This window comes from Acinetobacter sp. PFS20, from assembly GCF_052261015.1.
Lineage (GTDB): Bacteria > Pseudomonadota > Gammaproteobacteria > Pseudomonadales > Moraxellaceae > Acinetobacter.
Map to the genome: position 1 here is coordinate 3086168 of NZ_JBPVZE010000001.1, position 17273 is coordinate 3103440.

The window sequence follows — 17273 nt, forward strand, 5'->3', positions numbered from 1 at the left end:
ATCTAGAATATGTCTATATATCCCAAGCCCCATAAAACATTAAATTTAAGCCCTCCTTCACTCTTGGCCCTGGGGTTTCTAGGCTTTATTATTTTTGGTACTTTACTGCTTAAATTGCCATTTGCGAATACAGGCAATGTCAGCTGGATGGATGCACTTTTTACAGCCACCTCAGCAGTTACAATTACTGGCCTATCTGTTTTAAATATTCATGAGTCTTTTACCCTCTTTGGGCAAACCATTATTTTATTGTTGATCCAGTCTGGCGGTTTGGGTTTTATGACCTTTGCCATCTTAGCTGCATTAAGTTTGTCACCCAAAGTTGGTCTTAAACAACAAATGATGGCTCAAGATAGTCTAGGTCAAACGAGCCTATCAAAAGTTACTTTTGTTGCTAAAGGAGTTGTCACTTACACCCTTATTTTTGAGCTTATTGGTGCAATTATTCTCACTACTGCTTTTACACCAACAAATGGGTTTGCACGTGGTCTTTACTATGCAGTTTTCTATAGTATATCCTCGTTCAATAATGCTGGTTTTTCACTATTTTCCAATAGTTTAATAAGTTTCCAAAGCAATTATATGATTTGTATAACTGTTAGTGTACTTTACACTTTGGGTGGTCTTGGCTTTTTAGTTCTCATGGACATTAAGCAAAATAAAAAATGGAAAAAACTCACCCCGAATAGCAAGCTGATTCTTACAACCATTACAGTGATTAATCTAGTTGCCTTTATTTTAATATGGGCTTTAGAGGCTCAAAATCCTCATACACTAGGAATGCTCAGTGTAGGTGATCAAGCATTAAATGCTTGGTTTCAAGCCACTGTTCCGCGCTCATCAGGGTTTAATACTATTGATACAGGCGCAATGACCAATAGCAGTTCTTTACTCATGATGTTACTGATGTTTATTGGTGGCGGTTCACTGAGTACAGCAGGTGGAATCAAAGTTGGAACCTTTGTCATTTTAGTGCTGAGTGTAATTTCATTTTTACGCCGTACAGATGAAATTAGAATATTTAATTATTCAGTCGCACACGAAACGACTTACAAAGCATTAGCAGTGACTGCTATTACGAGCATACTCATCTTCATGGGCTTCTTTATTCTTTTACTTTTAGAGCCTAAAGCAGATTTTATGAATTTGCTTTTTGAAGTTGTTTCAGCAGCATGTACCGTGGGTCTCTCGCGCGGAATAACACCAGATTTACATAATGGTAGTTTATTTATTTTAAGCCTCCTCATGTTTGCTGGACGGCTTGGTCCTTTAACACTGGCTTATTTAATCGCTACTCCTAAAAAAAGTCGACTCAAACACCCTCAAGCCAACATTCAAATTGGATAATAAAAAAGCCGCTTCAAAAGCGGCTTTTTTATAGCTGTTTAGTACCAATTCAATAGTGATACACCCAAACCAGCATAAGTTGCTCGATGGTTATAATCAATTAAGCTTTCCCCATAACCATTAAACAATTGGAAGTGTCCACGTAGTTTGCCACTGATTGGAAAAGCCCAATCAAATTGAACAGCACCATGAGAGTCATCACCACCTTTCAATGAATGACGCAGCATTAAAGAGAAGTCATTTTCCTTCCACTTATAAAATGCTGTTAAATCACCACGTCCGATGTAATCTTCAATATCTGGATTATTGTCATCTTTGCTGTCTTCTTCGAGACGAATCCAGGGACGTAACATTAAAGCAAAGTTACCGCGCTCTAATCCGACATTAAAAATTACCCGGTTCCAGCTACGCGATAAAGGATCTGAGCGCCCATTTGACTGGTGGTTTAAAGTAACCCCAAGCAAACGACCATCTAAACCAAACAATTCATAGTTCGTTCTAAACATTAAACTTGCTTCAGGCTCATAATTCGTTTCACGGAAAGGACGAGACTCTTCTGCATTGAATGTTTGCCAACGTGAAGATTGTGTATACCCTAGCCACAAATCGCCATTATTGCCAAAAATATTTTCCCAAGCTTTGGTTTTCAAAGAAATCTGAAATTTACTTTCTGTTGATTTCAGATTTTGATCTTCTGTCACCGTATTATTTGGGTTAGGACTATGTGGAAATTCATTTTTGTCACTGGTCCAGAATACAGGGAGCAAATAGACTGGCTGATAAGCACGAATGTTCCATACACCTAGTTTACTTTTTTCAGACAACTCCCAACGTTGATCTAACAAAGAAGTAGTAGGTTCAATTTTTGGTGCTTTACCAATGATTTTGATATTACTCACCGTATCTACCACCTTTTCTTTAAAGGTTTCAGGTGGCACAGCAGGTGTATCAATTTTTTTAGCAGGCTCAGTTACAACCGCAGCTTGAATAACTGGTAAAGCTGACGGTTTAAATACAGAGTCATAACAAGCCAGACGATCGGCATTCGAAGCAAGAGCAACACATGCATCTACTGTCGCGGGGGTTACAGGTGCCAAGGTGTCAGCATATGTCACAGACGCACACAAACAGCTAAGCACGATTCCCATGCTTAGCTGTAAAGATGTGCGTTCAAATTGTCTGAACGCCATGTTCATCTCCAATTTTTATTTTAATTAACTTGTTGAATGGTAAAACCTAATTGCTGCAATTCATCACGTTTGGCAAATGGCGCAACTACAGCTTTTACAGGAGTTTGCTCAACCAAATATTGACGAGCAACACGTTGTAAATCATCTAAAGTTACATGCAACAATCTCTCACGCAAGAGACGGCGGAAAGCTGGTGTTCTTGCATGCAATAATGCATAACACGCAGTAATCGCCTCGCCCGCTGGTGAACCTGGCTTATCCATACTTGCAACTAATCCAAGAATCGCTTCTTCAAGCTGATGAGGCTGTTGTTCCGCATTTAATAGCCATTGCACACTTGCTTCAAAGTCTTTAAAAGTTTCTGCTAAACGTGGGTCACGGTAACTATAGAAACGGAATGAACATGCATTCCCATCATAACTTGCTCCACCACCGTACGCACCGCCTTTCTCACGAATGGCGCTGTGTAAGAAACCATTACGTAAATAAGCTGCCAATACCATTAACGAAGCTGCATCTGGATGGGATACATCCACCGCCTGATAGGCTGAAGCACAGAACTGAACATTTGCCTGAATTAACCATGCTTCATGATTATTGTCATTTGCCTGTTCTACGTGAGTTAATTCTGTTGCAGTTGCATCAACGTTTAGTTTATCCCAAACATTTTGGATTTCTTCAACCAAACGTTCAGACTGATGTTCTTCACATACAAGCAAGAACTGTTTAGGTGCTTGCAATAATTTACGATGAATACGCTTTAATTCTGCAATCAAATCATCATATGCAGCAGAGTCTTGAGTAATCTTAGTAACAAGCTCGCCTAACCAGTTTAATGCACCTAAACCAGTGTTTTGATAGTCGCGTTGAGCCAATGCACTCATATTACGTGATGCGATTTGCATTGCGTAACTATGGCCCGCTCCAGACAAGCGCGATTGCCAACGTGTTTTACGTTGTTGCAATAACTCAATAATTCGCTCTTTCTCATCAAATCGAAGCTGTTCAAATGCTAATTTTAATAAATGAATTGCATCAAACTTCTGAGTTAACGATTTAGTCGTTAAGGTTAACCAAGCACTAATTTTATCTTTGTCGTCAACTTTACTACGCAATGAAGCGCCCATTCCTAAACCACCACTTACAGCTGTTTGTAAGTTTTGTAGTTCAAGATAGTCATATTCACCTGCACCTACTTCACCCATTAAGATAGAAAGCAAATTGAAATAAGGTGACTTCACAATATCATCAGGAATCTGAATGAGTACTTGTTGATAGTAAATACCGTTCGTACCAGCATGGTACAGATTCAACGGCGTATCCATACGATTACAAAGAATTTCGCGTAACTGACCCTGCACAATATGTAAGTCAGCAGGTACATCTTCCAAACCTACTTTTGGTAATAGTTCAAGGTTGTCTGGAGTATCCTGACGTTCCTCTAGCGCCTTGGTATTAGCAACAATTTCAGCCTTATCAGCATCTGTTAACTTTTCACCAATAGCAGCTAAACGTGCTTTTTCTGCTTCTTGCTCTTTTACAGACTTAGTTGGGTCTGGAACTAGAGTCATTTGCACACGATGTGGGTTGTCAAGCAAATGTGTTTGAATCAGATTTGATAACCACATTGGGTCTTTCAACTCCTCTTTAACTTGTGCAATTGCGCTATCAACATCCCAAATTTGAATTGGGTCGTTGTGGTGAATCGCACCACTTAAGCCATTTAAAATTAAACTTAAGCCATAAGGTGTACCGTCACCATTAATTTCACGCTGATGCAACTCAATCTGATGCAAGATTGCATCGACTAAATTACTATCAATTGGTTTTGCAGCAACATCACGCAGAATATTTAAAACACCCTCTCTAAAGCTTTGTGCATGTTCAGGATTTGAACCTTGGACACCACAGTAGAAAGTCATTTCAAAATTACTGTCGTCTACGCCCATTAATGGACCTGTGGATTGAGCATAACCACAAGTTTCTAGGTAATGACGCAGTGGTGAAGCTGAATTCTCTAACAAAATTCCTTCAACCAAACGCATTCCCAAACGCAATTTCACATCATTTGCTTCTGGTAATAACCAAGATAGAACATGATAAGTTTTATCTTTTAAATCATCACTATCAACACCATAGTTTTCTGTTACTTCAATTGGTGCTGCTAAACGTTTTTCCGGCTTAGAATATAGAGTTGTTCCAGCAGAAAATTTATGCAGAGCTAGTTTTTCAAATTGCTCTTGCAGCTCATATGCAGTTTGATTACCAAAGGTCATGAAAACAGCATTACTTGGATGGTAATGTACTTTATAAAAATCGACTAACTGCTCATACGTTAAATCAGGAATATCTTTAGGGTCACCGCCTGAGTTGTAATGGTAGGTCGTTTCAGGAAATAAATGATGAGCCAACTGATGATAAAGTTGGTCAGACGGTGCACTCATCGCACCTTTCATTTCATTAAAAACAACACCTTTATAAACAGGTTGCCCATTTTCTAGTTCGATACGAATACCTTCTTGAGCAAAATCAAGCGGATTCAAATTAGCAGCAAATGCTGCATCAAGATAAACAGAGAGTAAGTTTTGGAAATCTTTTTTGTTTTGAGTAGCAAATGGATACGCAGTCCAATCTGCTGCTGTAAATGCGTTCATGAACGTATTTAAAGAACGGCGAATCATCAAAAAGAACGGATCACGTACCGGAAACTTTTCAGATCCACACAAAGCGGTATGTTCTAAAATATGTGCCGTGCCTTTAGAATCCATAGGCTGTGTTCTAAAAGCAACAAGAAATACATTTTCATCATAGTCAGTTGCCAAGTGATAATGCACCGCGCCTGTGACTTTATGCTTATATTCAGACACTAAAATATCTAGTGCTTCTACATGGTGCTGACGTAGCAACTGAAACGCAGGGTGAACAGTTTGAGAAATGGTTTCAGTGACATCTACAGTCATGTGATCTCCTAACATATCGGATAAGTGAATAAGTCTCATTATAGCCTGAGTCAGCTTGAGATTGGCGAACAAAAGCCAAGTAAAATACTATGTTTTTGTTGAGTATTAGTTTTCATTGGCACGGCTTTGATATCAAGCACATAGCCATGAACGTTTTATCCTACCAGAACAAAAGCTTTTAATTCTATTTATATATTAACCAATAAATAAAAAAGCCCATCAAGTCGATGAGCTTTTAGAAAAACTTTTACTTAAAAACGATAACGAAGCGCAATTTGAGCATTCAGTGGATCGCCCATCATATTTGAATCATTAGCTCCACTATGTCCTGAAACAAAGTAATCACGATCAAACAGGTTATTTAAGTTGAAGTTCACATCGTAACGTTCACTTTGATAACCTAGCGCAGCATTTACAACAGCATAGCCTGGTAACACGTTTTTGTTGTCTGGCGCACTAAAACGTGATGATTCACCACGACCACCTACAGCAGCATACCAATGATCATTAATTTGATATTTTAACCATAGGTTAGCAGTATTGTTTGGCGTAAGGGCAGAACGATTGCCTGTCAGTCCAATAGCAGATTTTTCAATCTTACCATCCATATACGAATAGCCTGCCAATACCGATAATTGATCAGTTAATTGACCTGTTAATGAAAGCTCAACACCCTTGGTTTTTTGCTCACCTGCTAATACTGCTAGTGTTGAATCTGTAGGGTCTTGATTTTGAATATTTGTTTGGCTCATTTCAAACAAAGCCAGTGTCACATTCAATTGATCATTCACATCCCACTTCGCACCGACCTCAATATTTTCGGTTTTTGTTGGGCTCAAATCATCACTATTTTTATATAAAACAAATGAGTCAGCTAATGGCTGGAAAGATCGATTATAAGAAGTATAGAGTGAAATATTGCTTACTGGCTGATAAACCACCCCGATACGTGGAGAATAGGTGTTATCAGTTCTATTTAATATTTGAGACTTCACTTTATCATTGCGATCTTGTGACAAATTATCATAGCGCATACCAACTAAAACTTTCAGCTGATCTGTAACTGTCATTAAGTCTTGTAAATAGATACCGTAGTTTTCAAAGGTATTACTATTATTATTACGTGCAGTTGTTGAGCCTGTATTAATCGGAGCCCAATACTCTAATTCAGGATTATACAAATCAGTTGTGGTTTTAGCTCCTTGCCAAAGTATTTCATCTTTGTGCTGCTTACTATACTCCGCGCCAATCAAAGTATTGTGCTTTAAGAAACCAGTATTAAATAAACTACTTAATTCTTGCTGAACATATACGCCATCTTCATTACGCAAACGCTTATTTTGAGTCAAAGTAATTTGTAACTTATCAGCGGGATGTGAATCAACACTATACTGGCGGTCTAATGAATAGTTATAGTGACGAACTGCGCCATGATATTTTAGATTATCGTTAAACTCATGATCTAAGCTTATGGTTTGGCTTGAAATTTCAGTATCAACATCACCAACCTCTTTACCGTTTAACGCACCATAAAAAGTTTTAGGGTTTGTTTTAACTGGTTTACCTGTAATTGGATCTGTCGTCGGAAAACCTTGATCTGCTAAACGGTCATCATGCAAATAGTCAGCCTGAATTAAAAGCTTCGTCTTATCTGAAATATCCCATTGTAAAGATGGAGCAACCGCTTGGCGTTTTAAAAAGGCCTGATCACGATAGCCATCTGAATCTTCAACTGCACCAGTTAAACGAACCTTAACATTCTCTGCTACTTTTTCATTCACATCGACTTCTGCACGGCGTTGCCCTGTTGTGCCGCCAATAAGACTGACTTCACGCAAAGATTCATCCATTGGTTTCTTATTAATTTTATTAACTAATCCACCCGCAGAACCACGTCCATATAATACAGAAGCAGGCCCTTTTAATACTTCAATACGCTCAACATTCGACATGTCGCGAAAATACAATGCATCGTCACGAATACCATCTACATAGTTATCTGTGATTGCAGAGAAACCACGAATCATGACCTGATCACGTTGCCCATCACCCACACTAAAGCTTAGACCAGCAACGTTTTGCAAAGCACCTTGCATAGAGGTCACAGTCTGCTCTCTTAAAACTTGTTTAGGCACCACATTTACGATTTGAGGAACATCTTTTAATTGCACAAGTCCTTTCGTTGCAGTTGATGCTTGTCCCACTTCTTGTTTTAAGCTTTGTTCCTTTTCAGCTTTTACTGAAATTGTTGGAAGATTGGTTACAGCCTGTTGCTCTGCCTCGACGGCATATACATGGCTCGTCATAACCCCAACTGATGAAATAAATAAAATAGAACGCTTCATGTAAGTTCGCTACGAAAAATTTCATTCGAAGTTTCAATGAAATACACTGTATTTGTAAATATTAGCAAGAATCATTATTAATTGATAATATTTATTAGAAGTAGCTTTTCAATAGCTTAGTCAAACAATAATTTTCCATTAATCGCTGAATTAACTGAATTTTATTCAACAAACTACAGCAAATCCAAGCAATGGTGTAAACTTAGCAACCTGATTTTTTTATTTGTGACAACACATATGGCAACTGTAGATCTTTTTGCAATTGGTAATGCATTAATCGACCAAGAATTTAAAGTGTCTGATGATTTTCTAAATCAACAAGGCTTGCAAAAAGGCACAATGCAGTTGTCCGATGGTGACACTCAATCCGCTCTTTATGCAGAGTTAAGACAGCACCAAGACTACAAAGGTCAAGCGAGTGGCGGTTCAGCAGCAAATACGACCGTGGCCTTTAGTGCATTAGGCGGAACTGCTTTTTATGGTTGCCGTGTGGGTAACGATGATTTAGGTTCAATTTATCTGCAAGGTCTAAATGAAGCTGGCATTAAGACTACTCCAAAATCGATCAGTGAAGGTGTGACAGGTACTTGCATGGTACTCATTAGCCCTGACTCTGAACGTACAATGCACACCTATTTAGGTATCACTGCTGAACTCTCTCAAGATCAAATTGATTTTGAACCATTAAAAACAGCGAAATGGCTTTATATTGAAGGTTATCTTTCTACAAGTGAAACAGCGCGTAAAGCTGTAAAACAAGCAAGAGAAATTGCAAAAGCAAATGGTGTTAAAATTGCCCTATCTCTTTCAGATCCTGCAATGGTGCAATACGCTCGCGAAGGCTTGGAAGAACTTATGGATGATGGCGTAGATTTACTATTTTGTAATGAACAAGAAGCCTTAATGTATACAAATACAACATCTGTAGAAGATGCTCTTGCCCAATTACGTTTTAAAAATCATACAGTAGTCATTACACAAAGTGCTAAAGGTGCTCTAGTTTCTAACCCTACCCAATATTTCCATGTGGCAGGCCGTCATGTAGAAGCCGTTGATACAAATGGTGCAGGAGATGCATTTGCAGGCGCATTCCTTTATGCCCTCAACCATCATCAAGATTTAAATGCTGCTGCACAGTTAGCTGTCTTAATTTCGAGTGAAGTTGTTTCTCAATTTGGTCCACGTTTAGCAATTAATGACTATGCTAAACTTCTTGAAAATTTTCAGAAGGAATGTGCTTGAAATGGAAAGGATCTGTATGACGGAAGAAGTTCCTGAGCGTGAAGCTAGAGCTTTTGACACTTTACAAGGAACAACTATTTTCGTTACGCAACGTGACGGCGCATTCTATGCTTATCAGAATTTATGCCCTCATTTGCAAACTGAGCTTGAATATTTAGAAAATCAATTTCTTGATCAAGATCAAGAATACATCCAATGCTCTACTCATGGTGCTTTATTTACCGTGGAAACAGGTGAATGTATTTCTGGACCATGTTTAGGCGATTTTTTAAATAAAGTTGAGCTTAAAGTACATTCAGATGGCGGTATCTATATCGTAGACTGAAGCTATAAACATTAGAGTTTCTGCCATGGCTGATTTCTTTTTCAATTATTATCTTATGCCATTTCACTTAAGTGTAGTGGCTTTGATATTGCTCAGCGTGGTAGAAACCATTGGTATGTATATTGGACTCCGTCCAAGTCAATTACTCAAAAAAATTGCGCCCCATTGGCTTTCTAATTCACCGCTACTTAATGTTAAATTTTCTAAAGCTCTAATTTTCGTTTTTTTACTCATCAATTTCAGTTATGCAGGCTACTTTTTACAACTCTCTTTCTTCGCAATACAGCATTATTTTATTTCCCCATTTTATTTAATCGTCCCTGCACTTGTGATCGCAATCTTTTTTACTGTGTTCATGATCCACTGCCTTGACCAAGTGATTAAGCCCAAGCTCACTCATACCAACTATAACCTTTTAGGGCGATTAGCGACGATTTCCAGTGGTAATGCCAGACCTGGATTTTCTGCCCAAGCCCGCGTGCGTGATGAATTTGGTCAACTCCACTACGTTCAAGTAGAACCAGAATACGGCGAACTCGAATTATACTCCCAAGTTATTCTTGTCAGAGTACATAAAAGCCATTATGTAGCTAAGAAAATTTCTGTATCCAACGATCTTTTTGCACCCGATTAACTCTTAATTATTCTCGTAGTTTCCTATCACTTTTGCGGGCTTCATTACGCCCTGATTTTATTATTCTCTTTTTAATTAATCATTTATTATTCCGACTAATTTAGTTAGAGATAAGATTACTAAATATTATACTCAACCATTTTAGTTGGTATTTAATTAAAACAAACTATTTTAATAAACTTTAGAATTTTATTTACAAGTGTTTTAGTAGGAATTAATAATCAATTCAAACTATTTTAGTATGTTATTTATTTTAAATTAATAAGTAATTGTTTTATAAAGGTTAATAATTTAAATATTCATTTTAAATATATTTAATGTTTATTTTTATTATATTTTGATTAATAATAAAATTAATATCAAATGAGGTTTAATTAATGAGCCTTAATTTTCAAAATCTTAATAGTCGCTTAATTAAAGAAATCACTATTATTCTAATAATAAAAATAGTGCTTCTTTTAACGATTAAACATATTTGGTTTGATGCTCCCACCATCCCCAAAAATTTCGACAATCAGGTCGCCGAGCATATTGCTGGCGATAACATTTCCAACATTAAGGAGACACGTTGATGATTTCTGAAAGCGTGGTTGATCTTTCGCGGTTTCAATTTGCAATGACCGCAATGTATCACTTTCTTTTCGTCCCTTTAACTTTAGGTTTGGCATTTATCCTTGCCATCATGGAAACCACCTATGTCATTTCTGGTAAAGAAATTTACAAAGATATGACTAAATTTTGGGGAAAATTATTTGGTATTAACTTTGCTTTAGGGGTTACGACTGGCTTAACAATGGAGTTCCAGTTTGGAACAAACTGGGCTTATTACTCACACTATGTAGGTGATATTTTCGGTGCACCATTAGCAATTGAAGGCCTTATGGCGTTCTTCCTTGAGTCGACATTTATTGGTCTATTTTTCTTTGGATGGGACCGGTTAACTAAAGTTCAGCATCTAGGTGTAACATGGTTAGTCGCTCTAGGTTCCAACATGTCAGCGCTCTGGATTTTAGTGGCGAATGGTTGGATGCAAAACCCAGTAGGTGCCGCATTTAACTTTGAAACGATGCGTATGGAATTAGTTGATTTCGGCGCGCTTATCTTTAACCCTGTAGCTCAGGTTAAATTCGTCCACACTGTATCTGCGGGTTATGTAACTGGTGCAATTTTTGTACTTGCTATCTCAAGCTACTACTTGCTTAAAAAACGTGATCTACCTTTCGCACGTCGTTCATTTGCAATTGCTGCAATTTTCGGTCTTGCATCTACACTTTCAGTGATTTTGTTAGGTGATGAATCTGGCTATGAGCTAGGTGATGTTCAAAAAACTAAACTCGCTGCGATTGAAGCCGAATGGGATACTCACCCTGCTCCTGCTCCATTTACCTTGTTTGGCGTACCAAATCATGAAGAAATGCGGACAGATTACGCAGTTAAAATTCCATATGCATTAGGTTTAATTGCAACTCGCTCAACAACCAAAGAAGTTACTGGTCTTAAAGACCTCATGCAGCAGCACGAAGTTCGTATTCGTAACGGTATGCTTGCCTATGCTGAACTTGAAAAATTACGTGCAGGCGATCGCTCACCAGAATTATTGGCTTCTTTTGAGAAAAATCAAAAAGATCTAGGTTATGGCCTACTTCTTAAGAAATATGCACCAAATGTAGTTGATGCAAGCGAGCAAAATATTAAAGCTGCTGTAAAAGATACGGTTCCAAATGTTACAGCGCTATTTTTCTCTTTCCGCGCAATGGTTGCCTCTGGCTTCTTAATGCTATTGCTTTTCATTTTAGCGACTTGGGCGGTAGCAAAAAGAAATGCTGAAAACAAACCTTGGTTACTTAAATATGCATTGTTTGCACTGCCACTTCCTTGGATTGCTGCACAAACTGGTTGGTATGTAGCTGAAGGCGGTCGTCAACCATGGTCAATTGGTGAAATCTTACCAACCCACCTATCTACTTCTAGTTTAAGTACTGGTGATGTATGGGGTTCGATTCTTGCCTTAGCAGCGTTCTATACAGCTCTTTTAATTATTGAAATGTATTTAATGATCAAGTTTGCTCGTTTAGGGCCAAGTTCTCTGCACACTGGCAAATATCATTTTGAAAAGCAAGAACCAAAAGCAGCTGTTAATGGGGAGGCCTTATCATGATTGAATATGAATTATTAAAAATCATTTGGTGGGTGTTAGTTGGTGTACTACTGATCGGCTTCGCTCTGACCGATGGTTTCGATATGGGTTCTATGGCTCTCATGCCTTTCGTTGGAAAAACCGATAGCGAACGCCGTGCTGCAATCAACACGATTGCACCACACTGGGATGGGAATCAGGTCTGGTTTATTACGGCGGGCGGTGCACTATTTGCCGCTTGGCCAATGGTCTATTCAGTTGCCTTTTCTGGCATGTACTGGGCACTATTGTTGGTTTTATTCGCACTCTTCCTAAGACCGGTCGGTTTCGATTATCGCTCTAAACTAGATAATACAAAATGGCGTAATTCTTGGGATTGGGGCCTTTGCATTGGCGGTGCCGTTCCAGCACTTGTATTTGGTGTGGCATTTGGCAATTTATTCTTAGGCATTCCTTTTAGTTTAGATGACACATTACGCTCTGAATATTCAGGTAGCTTTTTTGCCCTTCTCAATCCATTTGCTCTAGTTTGCGGTGTTGTGAGTCTATCTATGCTTTGTGCGCATGGTGGTGCATGGCTCATGTTGCGCACAGATGAAGCTTTAAAACAACGCTCTGCCAAAGCTACTCAAATTATGGCAATTGTATTTTTAATTTGCTTCCTTGTGATTGGAGCATGGCTCTATTTCGGACAAGTGCCAGGTTATAGCTATGCTGTTGCCATAGATCCAAATGCTGCGCTTAATCCTTTAGCTAAAGAAGTGGTGACTAATAGCAATCCAGGTTGGATGAATAATTACAGCACTTATCCAATTACTAAAGTTGCCCCAGTTCTGGCAATTTTAGGTGCAATCATCGCAATTTTCTCATCTTCAAAAGCAAAAGCGGGCTTAAGTTTTACTGGCACAAGTTTAATGATTGTAGGGGCAATTTTAACTGCTGGTTTTGCCCTATTCCCGTTCCTACTTCCATCTAGTATTAATCCTAACTCTAGTTTGACGATGTGGGATGCTGTATCAAGTCACCTTACTTTAGGCGTTATGACTGTCGCAGCCTGCATATTTGTTCCTCTTATTTTGATCTATACCAGTTGGTCTTATTACAAAATGTGGGGAGTCATCACTAACAAACATATCGAGTCAAACTCGCATAGCTTGTATTAAGGAGAAGTCAATGTGGTATTTCGCATGGATCCTAGGCATTTTGATGGCATGTTTTGCGGGCGTACTCAGCGCGCTTTATATCGAACATCATCAAGATTTAGATGAGGAATAAATGATGGCAAAAGCAATGACAGCATCAAATCATCGAAAAGCTCAAGCACTTGCAATGGCCCTTTCTTTTCTGTTGGCATTGCCTCTTGCTGCAATTTTGTTGGTTTACCCTTCGCTCATGCTAGATGCTAACGGACACTACAATCACAGTCAGCTTATGTTGGTAATGATTGGTATTTCTGGTGGCTTTATTTATGGAGTGGGTTTCGTACCCAACTTCTGGCTATGGAAATGGCTATTTAGCCCCTGGGTGGCTTGGCCTCTCATGCTTTTAGGCTATTACATCTGGTTTCTAACATAAATCAAAAAGACCTCAAATGAGGTCTTTTTTCATTTCAACCAGCTTAATAGGCACCCTTGGCACACCTACATTTGCCTCAACTGAATATGGCTGTTCATTACCCGTTTTCACATATCCACGTCTTTCATAATAAGCGATCAATTCAGAACGGACATCTAGTACATGCATTACGGCGTTAGTCAGATGTGGACCTTCTTTCAATGCATATTGCTCTGCATATTCTAAAACAGACCGACCCACTCGCATATTTTGAACTTGAGGATCCGTACAGAATGTTCCAATCTCAACCTGACTATTTTCAAATGTAAGCCCTACACACGCAATAATTTTAGAAAATTCAGTTTCTGCTACCAATAATTTTGAATTCCTAAGTTGCAGTTGTTCTTCTAATTGATGCTCTGTAATACGTAGTCCTTTTACCCACTCGAGCTCTGTTGTCCAACTTCGACCCAGCTGTTCCCGATAAGACTTATTAATTAAATCTACAAGTTGTAGAATGTCGGCAAATGAAGATAAACGAAATTTTAAATTATTCATAAAGTATACTTAGGCTATTTATAAAAATTCTAAAAATAAAGCCGATATTAAATCGGCTTTATTTTAAATAGCAATTAATTTAATTCGTTTGTTCAGCTAACCATGCCATGAATTTTTGACGCTCAGCTTTAGAAGCCTTCTGCCAAGTTTCAACTAAACGTTGATCATTCGTTTGTGCTCCACCTGTTACTGCCATAGATGTTGCAGTTGGCACAACAATTTGAGCGGAAGTAGGTTTAGCCGATGCATACACTGCTTCAGGCTGTGGTTTAGTTGATTTAGTTGTAAAGTCGGTTACTTTACCCAACAAGCCAGTTGCAAACCATGGTTTTGCTTCATTGTTTGCACCAGTTTGTTTTACGATTAATTCATTATTTGCACTATACAAAGCCACTGTTGGCTGCTCCGCATATTTCTTAGCTTGTTCAAATTGTTTTGGTGCATCTACCATTGCGAGCTTATAAGTTTTCCCATCTTGCAATGCAGGCGTTTGAATTGTGACTACACCAGACTTAACAATGTCATGCTCACCATTTAAATGTTCAAAATATTCTTGATAGCGCACGCTTAAGCTAGTTTCACCCGCATCAACTTTATAATTATTTTTAGATGAACGAAATAACCCAGAATTGACTTCTTGACCATTCACCGCAAGGATTACAATTTCCTCTGGCGCTGTAATTGTAACTGCTGAAAATACCGAACTACTGAGTAATAAACCTATTGCAGCAACACCTAATCTTAAAGTCATCTGTCTCTTTCTCTATATTTGATAAGCTATGAAATCATGAGCAATATGCAATATGATTGTGACTATTTTATGACAATGCAGTGATCCGCTAATTTTTCGATTTATTATTATTAAATATACATTTGAATTTTATCAATTTCCGTTGGTTTAACCTTTTTATTAATTCAAAAAACACATAAAAAAAAGAGTACCTAAATAGGTACTCTTTTTTAACTTTCAATTAGTTGAAAGTTTTGAAACGATCAGCATCATTAATAAATGCTTTTTCGCCTGCTGGCGCTTCCACTGAACCAAATACCAATTGAGCACGTAATTTCCAATTTGCTGGCACATCAAATGCTTCAGCAGCATCAGCATCAACAATCGGGTTATAGTGCTGTAAAGAAGCACCTAAACCAAGCTCTGAAAGTGCTGTCCAAGTCGCAAACTGTGCAATTGCAGTTGAATGCTCAGACCAAACTGGGAAGTTGTCTGCATATAATTCAAATTGCTCTTGTAAGCTTTTAATAACAGCTTGGTCTTCATAAAATAAAACCGTACCAACGCCAGCAACAAAGCTATCAATTTTTGCATTTGTACCAGCAAAAGAATCTGCAGGAACAATTTTACGTAATGCTTCACGAACTAAATTCCAGAATTTAGCATGTGATTCACCGTATAGTGTCACCACACGTGAAGATTGTGAGTTGAATGATGATGGACTATGTTTAACCGCTTCACGAATTGTTTCTTCAATTTTAGTGCGATCTAATGCAACATTTTTACCAATTGCATAAATAGTACGACGATTTTTAATTTTATCTAAGAAAGTAGACATTTTGTTATTTCCTACCTATTGATTGACCAAGGGCCGTTGTTTGGGAATGAATACAGTGTATTAAAGTCATTTTTCATAATCAGCATTAAAAATATGACAGTTCGTTTTATTTTCGCAACAATAAAAAAAGATATACATATAAAAAAAGCTTCACGTTTTAGTGAAGCTTTTGGATACTAAGAACCGCTTTACTTATCAGTTTCAAACAGTGCAGCAACAAATGATTTCGCCGAGAAAGGTCTTAAATCATCAATTTTTTCACCAACACCAATAAAACGAATTGGCACATGGGTACGACTTGCAATATTAAAGAGCACACCGCCTTTCGCAGTTCCATCCAGTTTGGTAATTGTAATACCAGTTAAACCTACAGCTTGGTCAAACTCTTGCACTTGGTTAATCGCATTTTGCCCTGTACCCGCATCTACTACCAACATAATTTCATGAGGTGCAGTTGCATCAATTTTTTGCATCACACGTTTAACTTTTTTGAGTTCTTCCATCAAGTTACTCTTATTATGTAAACGACCTGCCGTATCTGCGATTAATACGTCAATTCCTTTAGCACGAGCACTTTCAAAAGCATCAAAAATAACAGAAGCACTATCAGCTCCGTGACCTTGAGCTACCACAGAGATATCGTTACGCTCACCCCAGATCTGTAATTGTTCTGTCGCTGCGGCACGGAATGTATCTCCAGCAGCCAACATCACTTTTTTACCTTCACCCTGTAAACGTTTCGCTAATTTACCAATAGTTGTGGTTTTACCAACACCATTTACCCCAACCATTAAAATCACATAAGGCGATTTGTTAGGATCAATATGCAAAGGTTTAACACGTGGGGCCAACAAAGCAACCAACTCTTCTTGTAACGCTTTATATAAAGAGTGGGAATAGATCAAATCACCACGAGCTGTACGCTCTGTTAAATTGGTAATGATCGTTTTAGTAGCTTCAACACCAATATCTGCAACTAATAATTGCTCTTCGACTTCTTCGAGTAACTCATCGTCAATTTCTTTTCCGCCAATCAAGATATTGACCATACCATCAGCGAAATTACGACGAGTTTTGGTTAAACCCTCTTTCATCCGGCCAAAAAAACCGGTTTTTGGTTGTTCAACCGCAACTTCTGTAGAAGCTAATTCAACTTTGGCTACTTCAATATTTTCTTGCGATTTAACAGGAGATTCAACGATGGGAACATCGATAGCAGGTAAATTAGGTAATGTGACATCGTCATCACCGATCTCAGCATCTATCAAGAATTTATTTTGCATATTCGATTGTTGCTCCATGCGGATTCCTTGAAAAGCAGCGCGTTTAAAAAGATAAAGTTTAGCATAAATTCAAAATTTTGCCTGCCACAATAGTACTCAAAAAGCTTTGGAAACCAAGATTTAGCCTGAT

At 38.2% G+C, this 17273-nt stretch carries 16 protein-coding genes; 9 read left to right on the top strand and 7 right to left on the bottom strand.

The window, feature by feature from the left end; translation table 11 throughout:
• Positions 1-9: 9 nt before the first annotated feature.
• Positions 10-1347 carry a TrkH family potassium uptake protein gene (locus ACS125_RS14490; RefSeq protein WP_443272916.1) on the top strand — a complete coding sequence of 446 codons (1338 nt, stop codon included), beginning with the start codon at positions 10-12 and terminating at the stop codon, positions 1345-1347.
• A 38-nt stretch (positions 1348-1385) separates the two neighbouring features.
• Here the strand turns inward: ACS125_RS14490 and ACS125_RS14495 are convergent, their stop codons facing one another.
• The 3 genes from ACS125_RS14495 to ACS125_RS14505 all read right to left on the bottom strand — a co-directional run bounded on the left by ACS125_RS14495 (position 1386) and on the right by ACS125_RS14505 (position 7842).
• Positions 1386-2537, bottom strand: coding sequence for a phospholipase A (locus ACS125_RS14495; protein ID WP_443272918.1), 1152 nt, complete (start codon positions 2535-2537; stop codon positions 1386-1388).
• Between the two features lie 20 nt (positions 2538-2557).
• Positions 2558-5497 carry an insulinase family protein gene (locus tag ACS125_RS14500; protein WP_443272920.1) on the bottom strand — a complete coding sequence of 980 codons (2940 nt, stop codon included), beginning with the start codon at positions 5495-5497 and terminating at the stop codon, positions 2558-2560.
• 251 nt (positions 5498-5748) lie between these two features.
• Complete coding sequence (locus ACS125_RS14505) at positions 5749-7842, bottom strand: TonB-dependent receptor (protein WP_443272922.1); 2094 nt, start codon at positions 7840-7842, stop codon at positions 5749-5751.
• A 237-nt stretch (positions 7843-8079) separates the two neighbouring features.
• On the opposite strand from ACS125_RS14505, the gene ACS125_RS14510 reads away from it, so the two are divergent.
• The 8 genes from ACS125_RS14510 to ACS125_RS14545 all read left to right on the top strand — a co-directional run bounded on the left by ACS125_RS14510 (position 8080) and on the right by ACS125_RS14545 (position 13755).
• On the top strand, positions 8080-9084 hold the full coding sequence (locus ACS125_RS14510) for an adenosine kinase (RefSeq protein ID WP_296517293.1): 1005 nt from the start codon (positions 8080-8082) through the stop codon (positions 9082-9084).
• 16 nt (positions 9085-9100) lie between these two features.
• A complete protein-coding gene (locus ACS125_RS14515) occupies positions 9101-9409 on the top strand; it encodes a Rieske (2Fe-2S) protein (protein WP_003652095.1) in 309 nt (102 codons plus the stop codon).
• Between the two features lie 25 nt (positions 9410-9434).
• The gene (locus ACS125_RS14520; protein ID WP_004791961.1) at positions 9435-10043 is read left to right on the top strand and encodes an OB-fold-containig protein; all 609 of its coding nucleotides are present in this window, start codon (positions 9435-9437) and stop codon (positions 10041-10043) included.
• 377 nt (positions 10044-10420) lie between these two features.
• The gene (cydP, locus tag ACS125_RS14525) at positions 10421-10615 is read left to right on the top strand and encodes a cytochrome oxidase putative small subunit CydP (RefSeq protein WP_003652097.1); all 195 of its coding nucleotides are present in this window, start codon (positions 10421-10423) and stop codon (positions 10613-10615) included.
• On the top strand, positions 10615-12201 hold the full coding sequence (locus ACS125_RS14530) for a cytochrome ubiquinol oxidase subunit I (RefSeq protein ID WP_049836858.1): 1587 nt from the start codon (positions 10615-10617) through the stop codon (positions 12199-12201). Before cydP ends, ACS125_RS14530 begins: the two co-directional genes overlap by 1 nt.
• Positions 12198-13343, top strand: a complete 1146-nt coding sequence (cydB, locus tag ACS125_RS14535) for a cytochrome d ubiquinol oxidase subunit II (protein WP_151962990.1) — start codon at positions 12198-12200, stop codon at positions 13341-13343. Before ACS125_RS14530 ends, cydB begins: the two co-directional genes overlap by 4 nt.
• A gap of 10 nt (positions 13344-13353) precedes the next feature.
• Positions 13354-13455, top strand: coding sequence for a cytochrome bd-I oxidase subunit CydX (gene cydX / locus ACS125_RS14540; RefSeq protein WP_002120988.1), 102 nt, complete (start codon positions 13354-13356; stop codon positions 13453-13455).
• The gene (locus ACS125_RS14545; protein WP_174741842.1) at positions 13456-13755 is read left to right on the top strand and encodes a cyd operon YbgE family protein; all 300 of its coding nucleotides are present in this window, start codon (positions 13456-13458) and stop codon (positions 13753-13755) included.
• Between the two features lie 12 nt (positions 13756-13767).
• On the opposite strand, the gene ACS125_RS14550 is transcribed toward ACS125_RS14545, so the two are convergent.
• The 4 genes from ACS125_RS14550 to ftsY form a co-directional block, all read right to left on the bottom strand.
• Complete coding sequence (locus tag ACS125_RS14550) at positions 13768-14292, bottom strand: GNAT family N-acetyltransferase (RefSeq protein WP_443272927.1); 525 nt, start codon at positions 14290-14292, stop codon at positions 13768-13770.
• 79 nt (positions 14293-14371) lie between these two features.
• Positions 14372-15043, bottom strand: coding sequence for a YccT family protein (locus ACS125_RS14555; RefSeq protein WP_443272929.1), 672 nt, complete (start codon positions 15041-15043; stop codon positions 14372-14374).
• Between the two features lie 220 nt (positions 15044-15263).
• The gene (locus ACS125_RS14560) at positions 15264-15860 is read right to left on the bottom strand and encodes a nitroreductase family protein (RefSeq protein WP_004791948.1); all 597 of its coding nucleotides are present in this window, start codon (positions 15858-15860) and stop codon (positions 15264-15266) included.
• Between the two features lie 188 nt (positions 15861-16048).
• Positions 16049-17161, bottom strand: coding sequence for a signal recognition particle-docking protein FtsY (ftsY, locus tag ACS125_RS14565; protein ID WP_443272932.1), 1113 nt, complete (start codon positions 17159-17161; stop codon positions 16049-16051).
• Between the last annotated feature and the right edge of the window lie 112 nt (positions 17162-17273).

What these genes read in the sequence shown, in the direction of transcription:
- ACS125_RS14490 (WP_443272916.1), top strand. Translation starts at nt 10, where the DNA reads ATGTCTATATATCCCAAGCCCCATAAAACATTAAATTTAAGCCCTCCT.
- ACS125_RS14495 (WP_443272918.1), bottom strand. Translation starts at nt 2,537, where the DNA reads ATGGCGTTCAGACAATTTGAACGCACATCTTTACAGCTAAGCATGGGA.
- ACS125_RS14500 (WP_443272920.1), bottom strand. Translation starts at nt 5,497, where the DNA reads ATGACTGTAGATGTCACTGAAACCATTTCTCAAACTGTTCACCCTGCG.
- ACS125_RS14505 (WP_443272922.1), bottom strand. Translation starts at nt 7,842, where the DNA reads ATGAAGCGTTCTATTTTATTTATTTCATCAGTTGGGGTTATGACGAGC.
- ACS125_RS14510 (WP_296517293.1), top strand. Translation starts at nt 8,080, where the DNA reads ATGGCAACTGTAGATCTTTTTGCAATTGGTAATGCATTAATCGACCAA.
- ACS125_RS14515 (WP_003652095.1), top strand. Translation starts at nt 9,101, where the DNA reads ATGACGGAAGAAGTTCCTGAGCGTGAAGCTAGAGCTTTTGACACTTTA.
- ACS125_RS14520 (WP_004791961.1), top strand. Translation starts at nt 9,435, where the DNA reads ATGGCTGATTTCTTTTTCAATTATTATCTTATGCCATTTCACTTAAGT.
- cydP (WP_003652097.1), top strand. Translation starts at nt 10,421, where the DNA reads ATGAGCCTTAATTTTCAAAATCTTAATAGTCGCTTAATTAAAGAAATC.
- ACS125_RS14530 (WP_049836858.1), top strand. Translation starts at nt 10,615, where the DNA reads ATGATTTCTGAAAGCGTGGTTGATCTTTCGCGGTTTCAATTTGCAATG.
- cydB (WP_151962990.1), top strand. Translation starts at nt 12,198, where the DNA reads ATGATTGAATATGAATTATTAAAAATCATTTGGTGGGTGTTAGTTGGT.
- cydX (WP_002120988.1), top strand. Translation starts at nt 13,354, where the DNA reads ATGTGGTATTTCGCATGGATCCTAGGCATTTTGATGGCATGTTTTGCG.
- ACS125_RS14545 (WP_174741842.1), top strand. Translation starts at nt 13,456, where the DNA reads ATGATGGCAAAAGCAATGACAGCATCAAATCATCGAAAAGCTCAAGCA.
- ACS125_RS14550 (WP_443272927.1), bottom strand. Translation starts at nt 14,292, where the DNA reads ATGAATAATTTAAAATTTCGTTTATCTTCATTTGCCGACATTCTACAA.
- ACS125_RS14555 (WP_443272929.1), bottom strand. Translation starts at nt 15,043, where the DNA reads ATGACTTTAAGATTAGGTGTTGCTGCAATAGGTTTATTACTCAGTAGT.
- ACS125_RS14560 (WP_004791948.1), bottom strand. Translation starts at nt 15,860, where the DNA reads ATGTCTACTTTCTTAGATAAAATTAAAAATCGTCGTACTATTTATGCA.
- ftsY (WP_443272932.1), bottom strand. Translation starts at nt 17,161, where the DNA reads ATGGAGCAACAATCGAATATGCAAAATAAATTCTTGATAGATGCTGAG.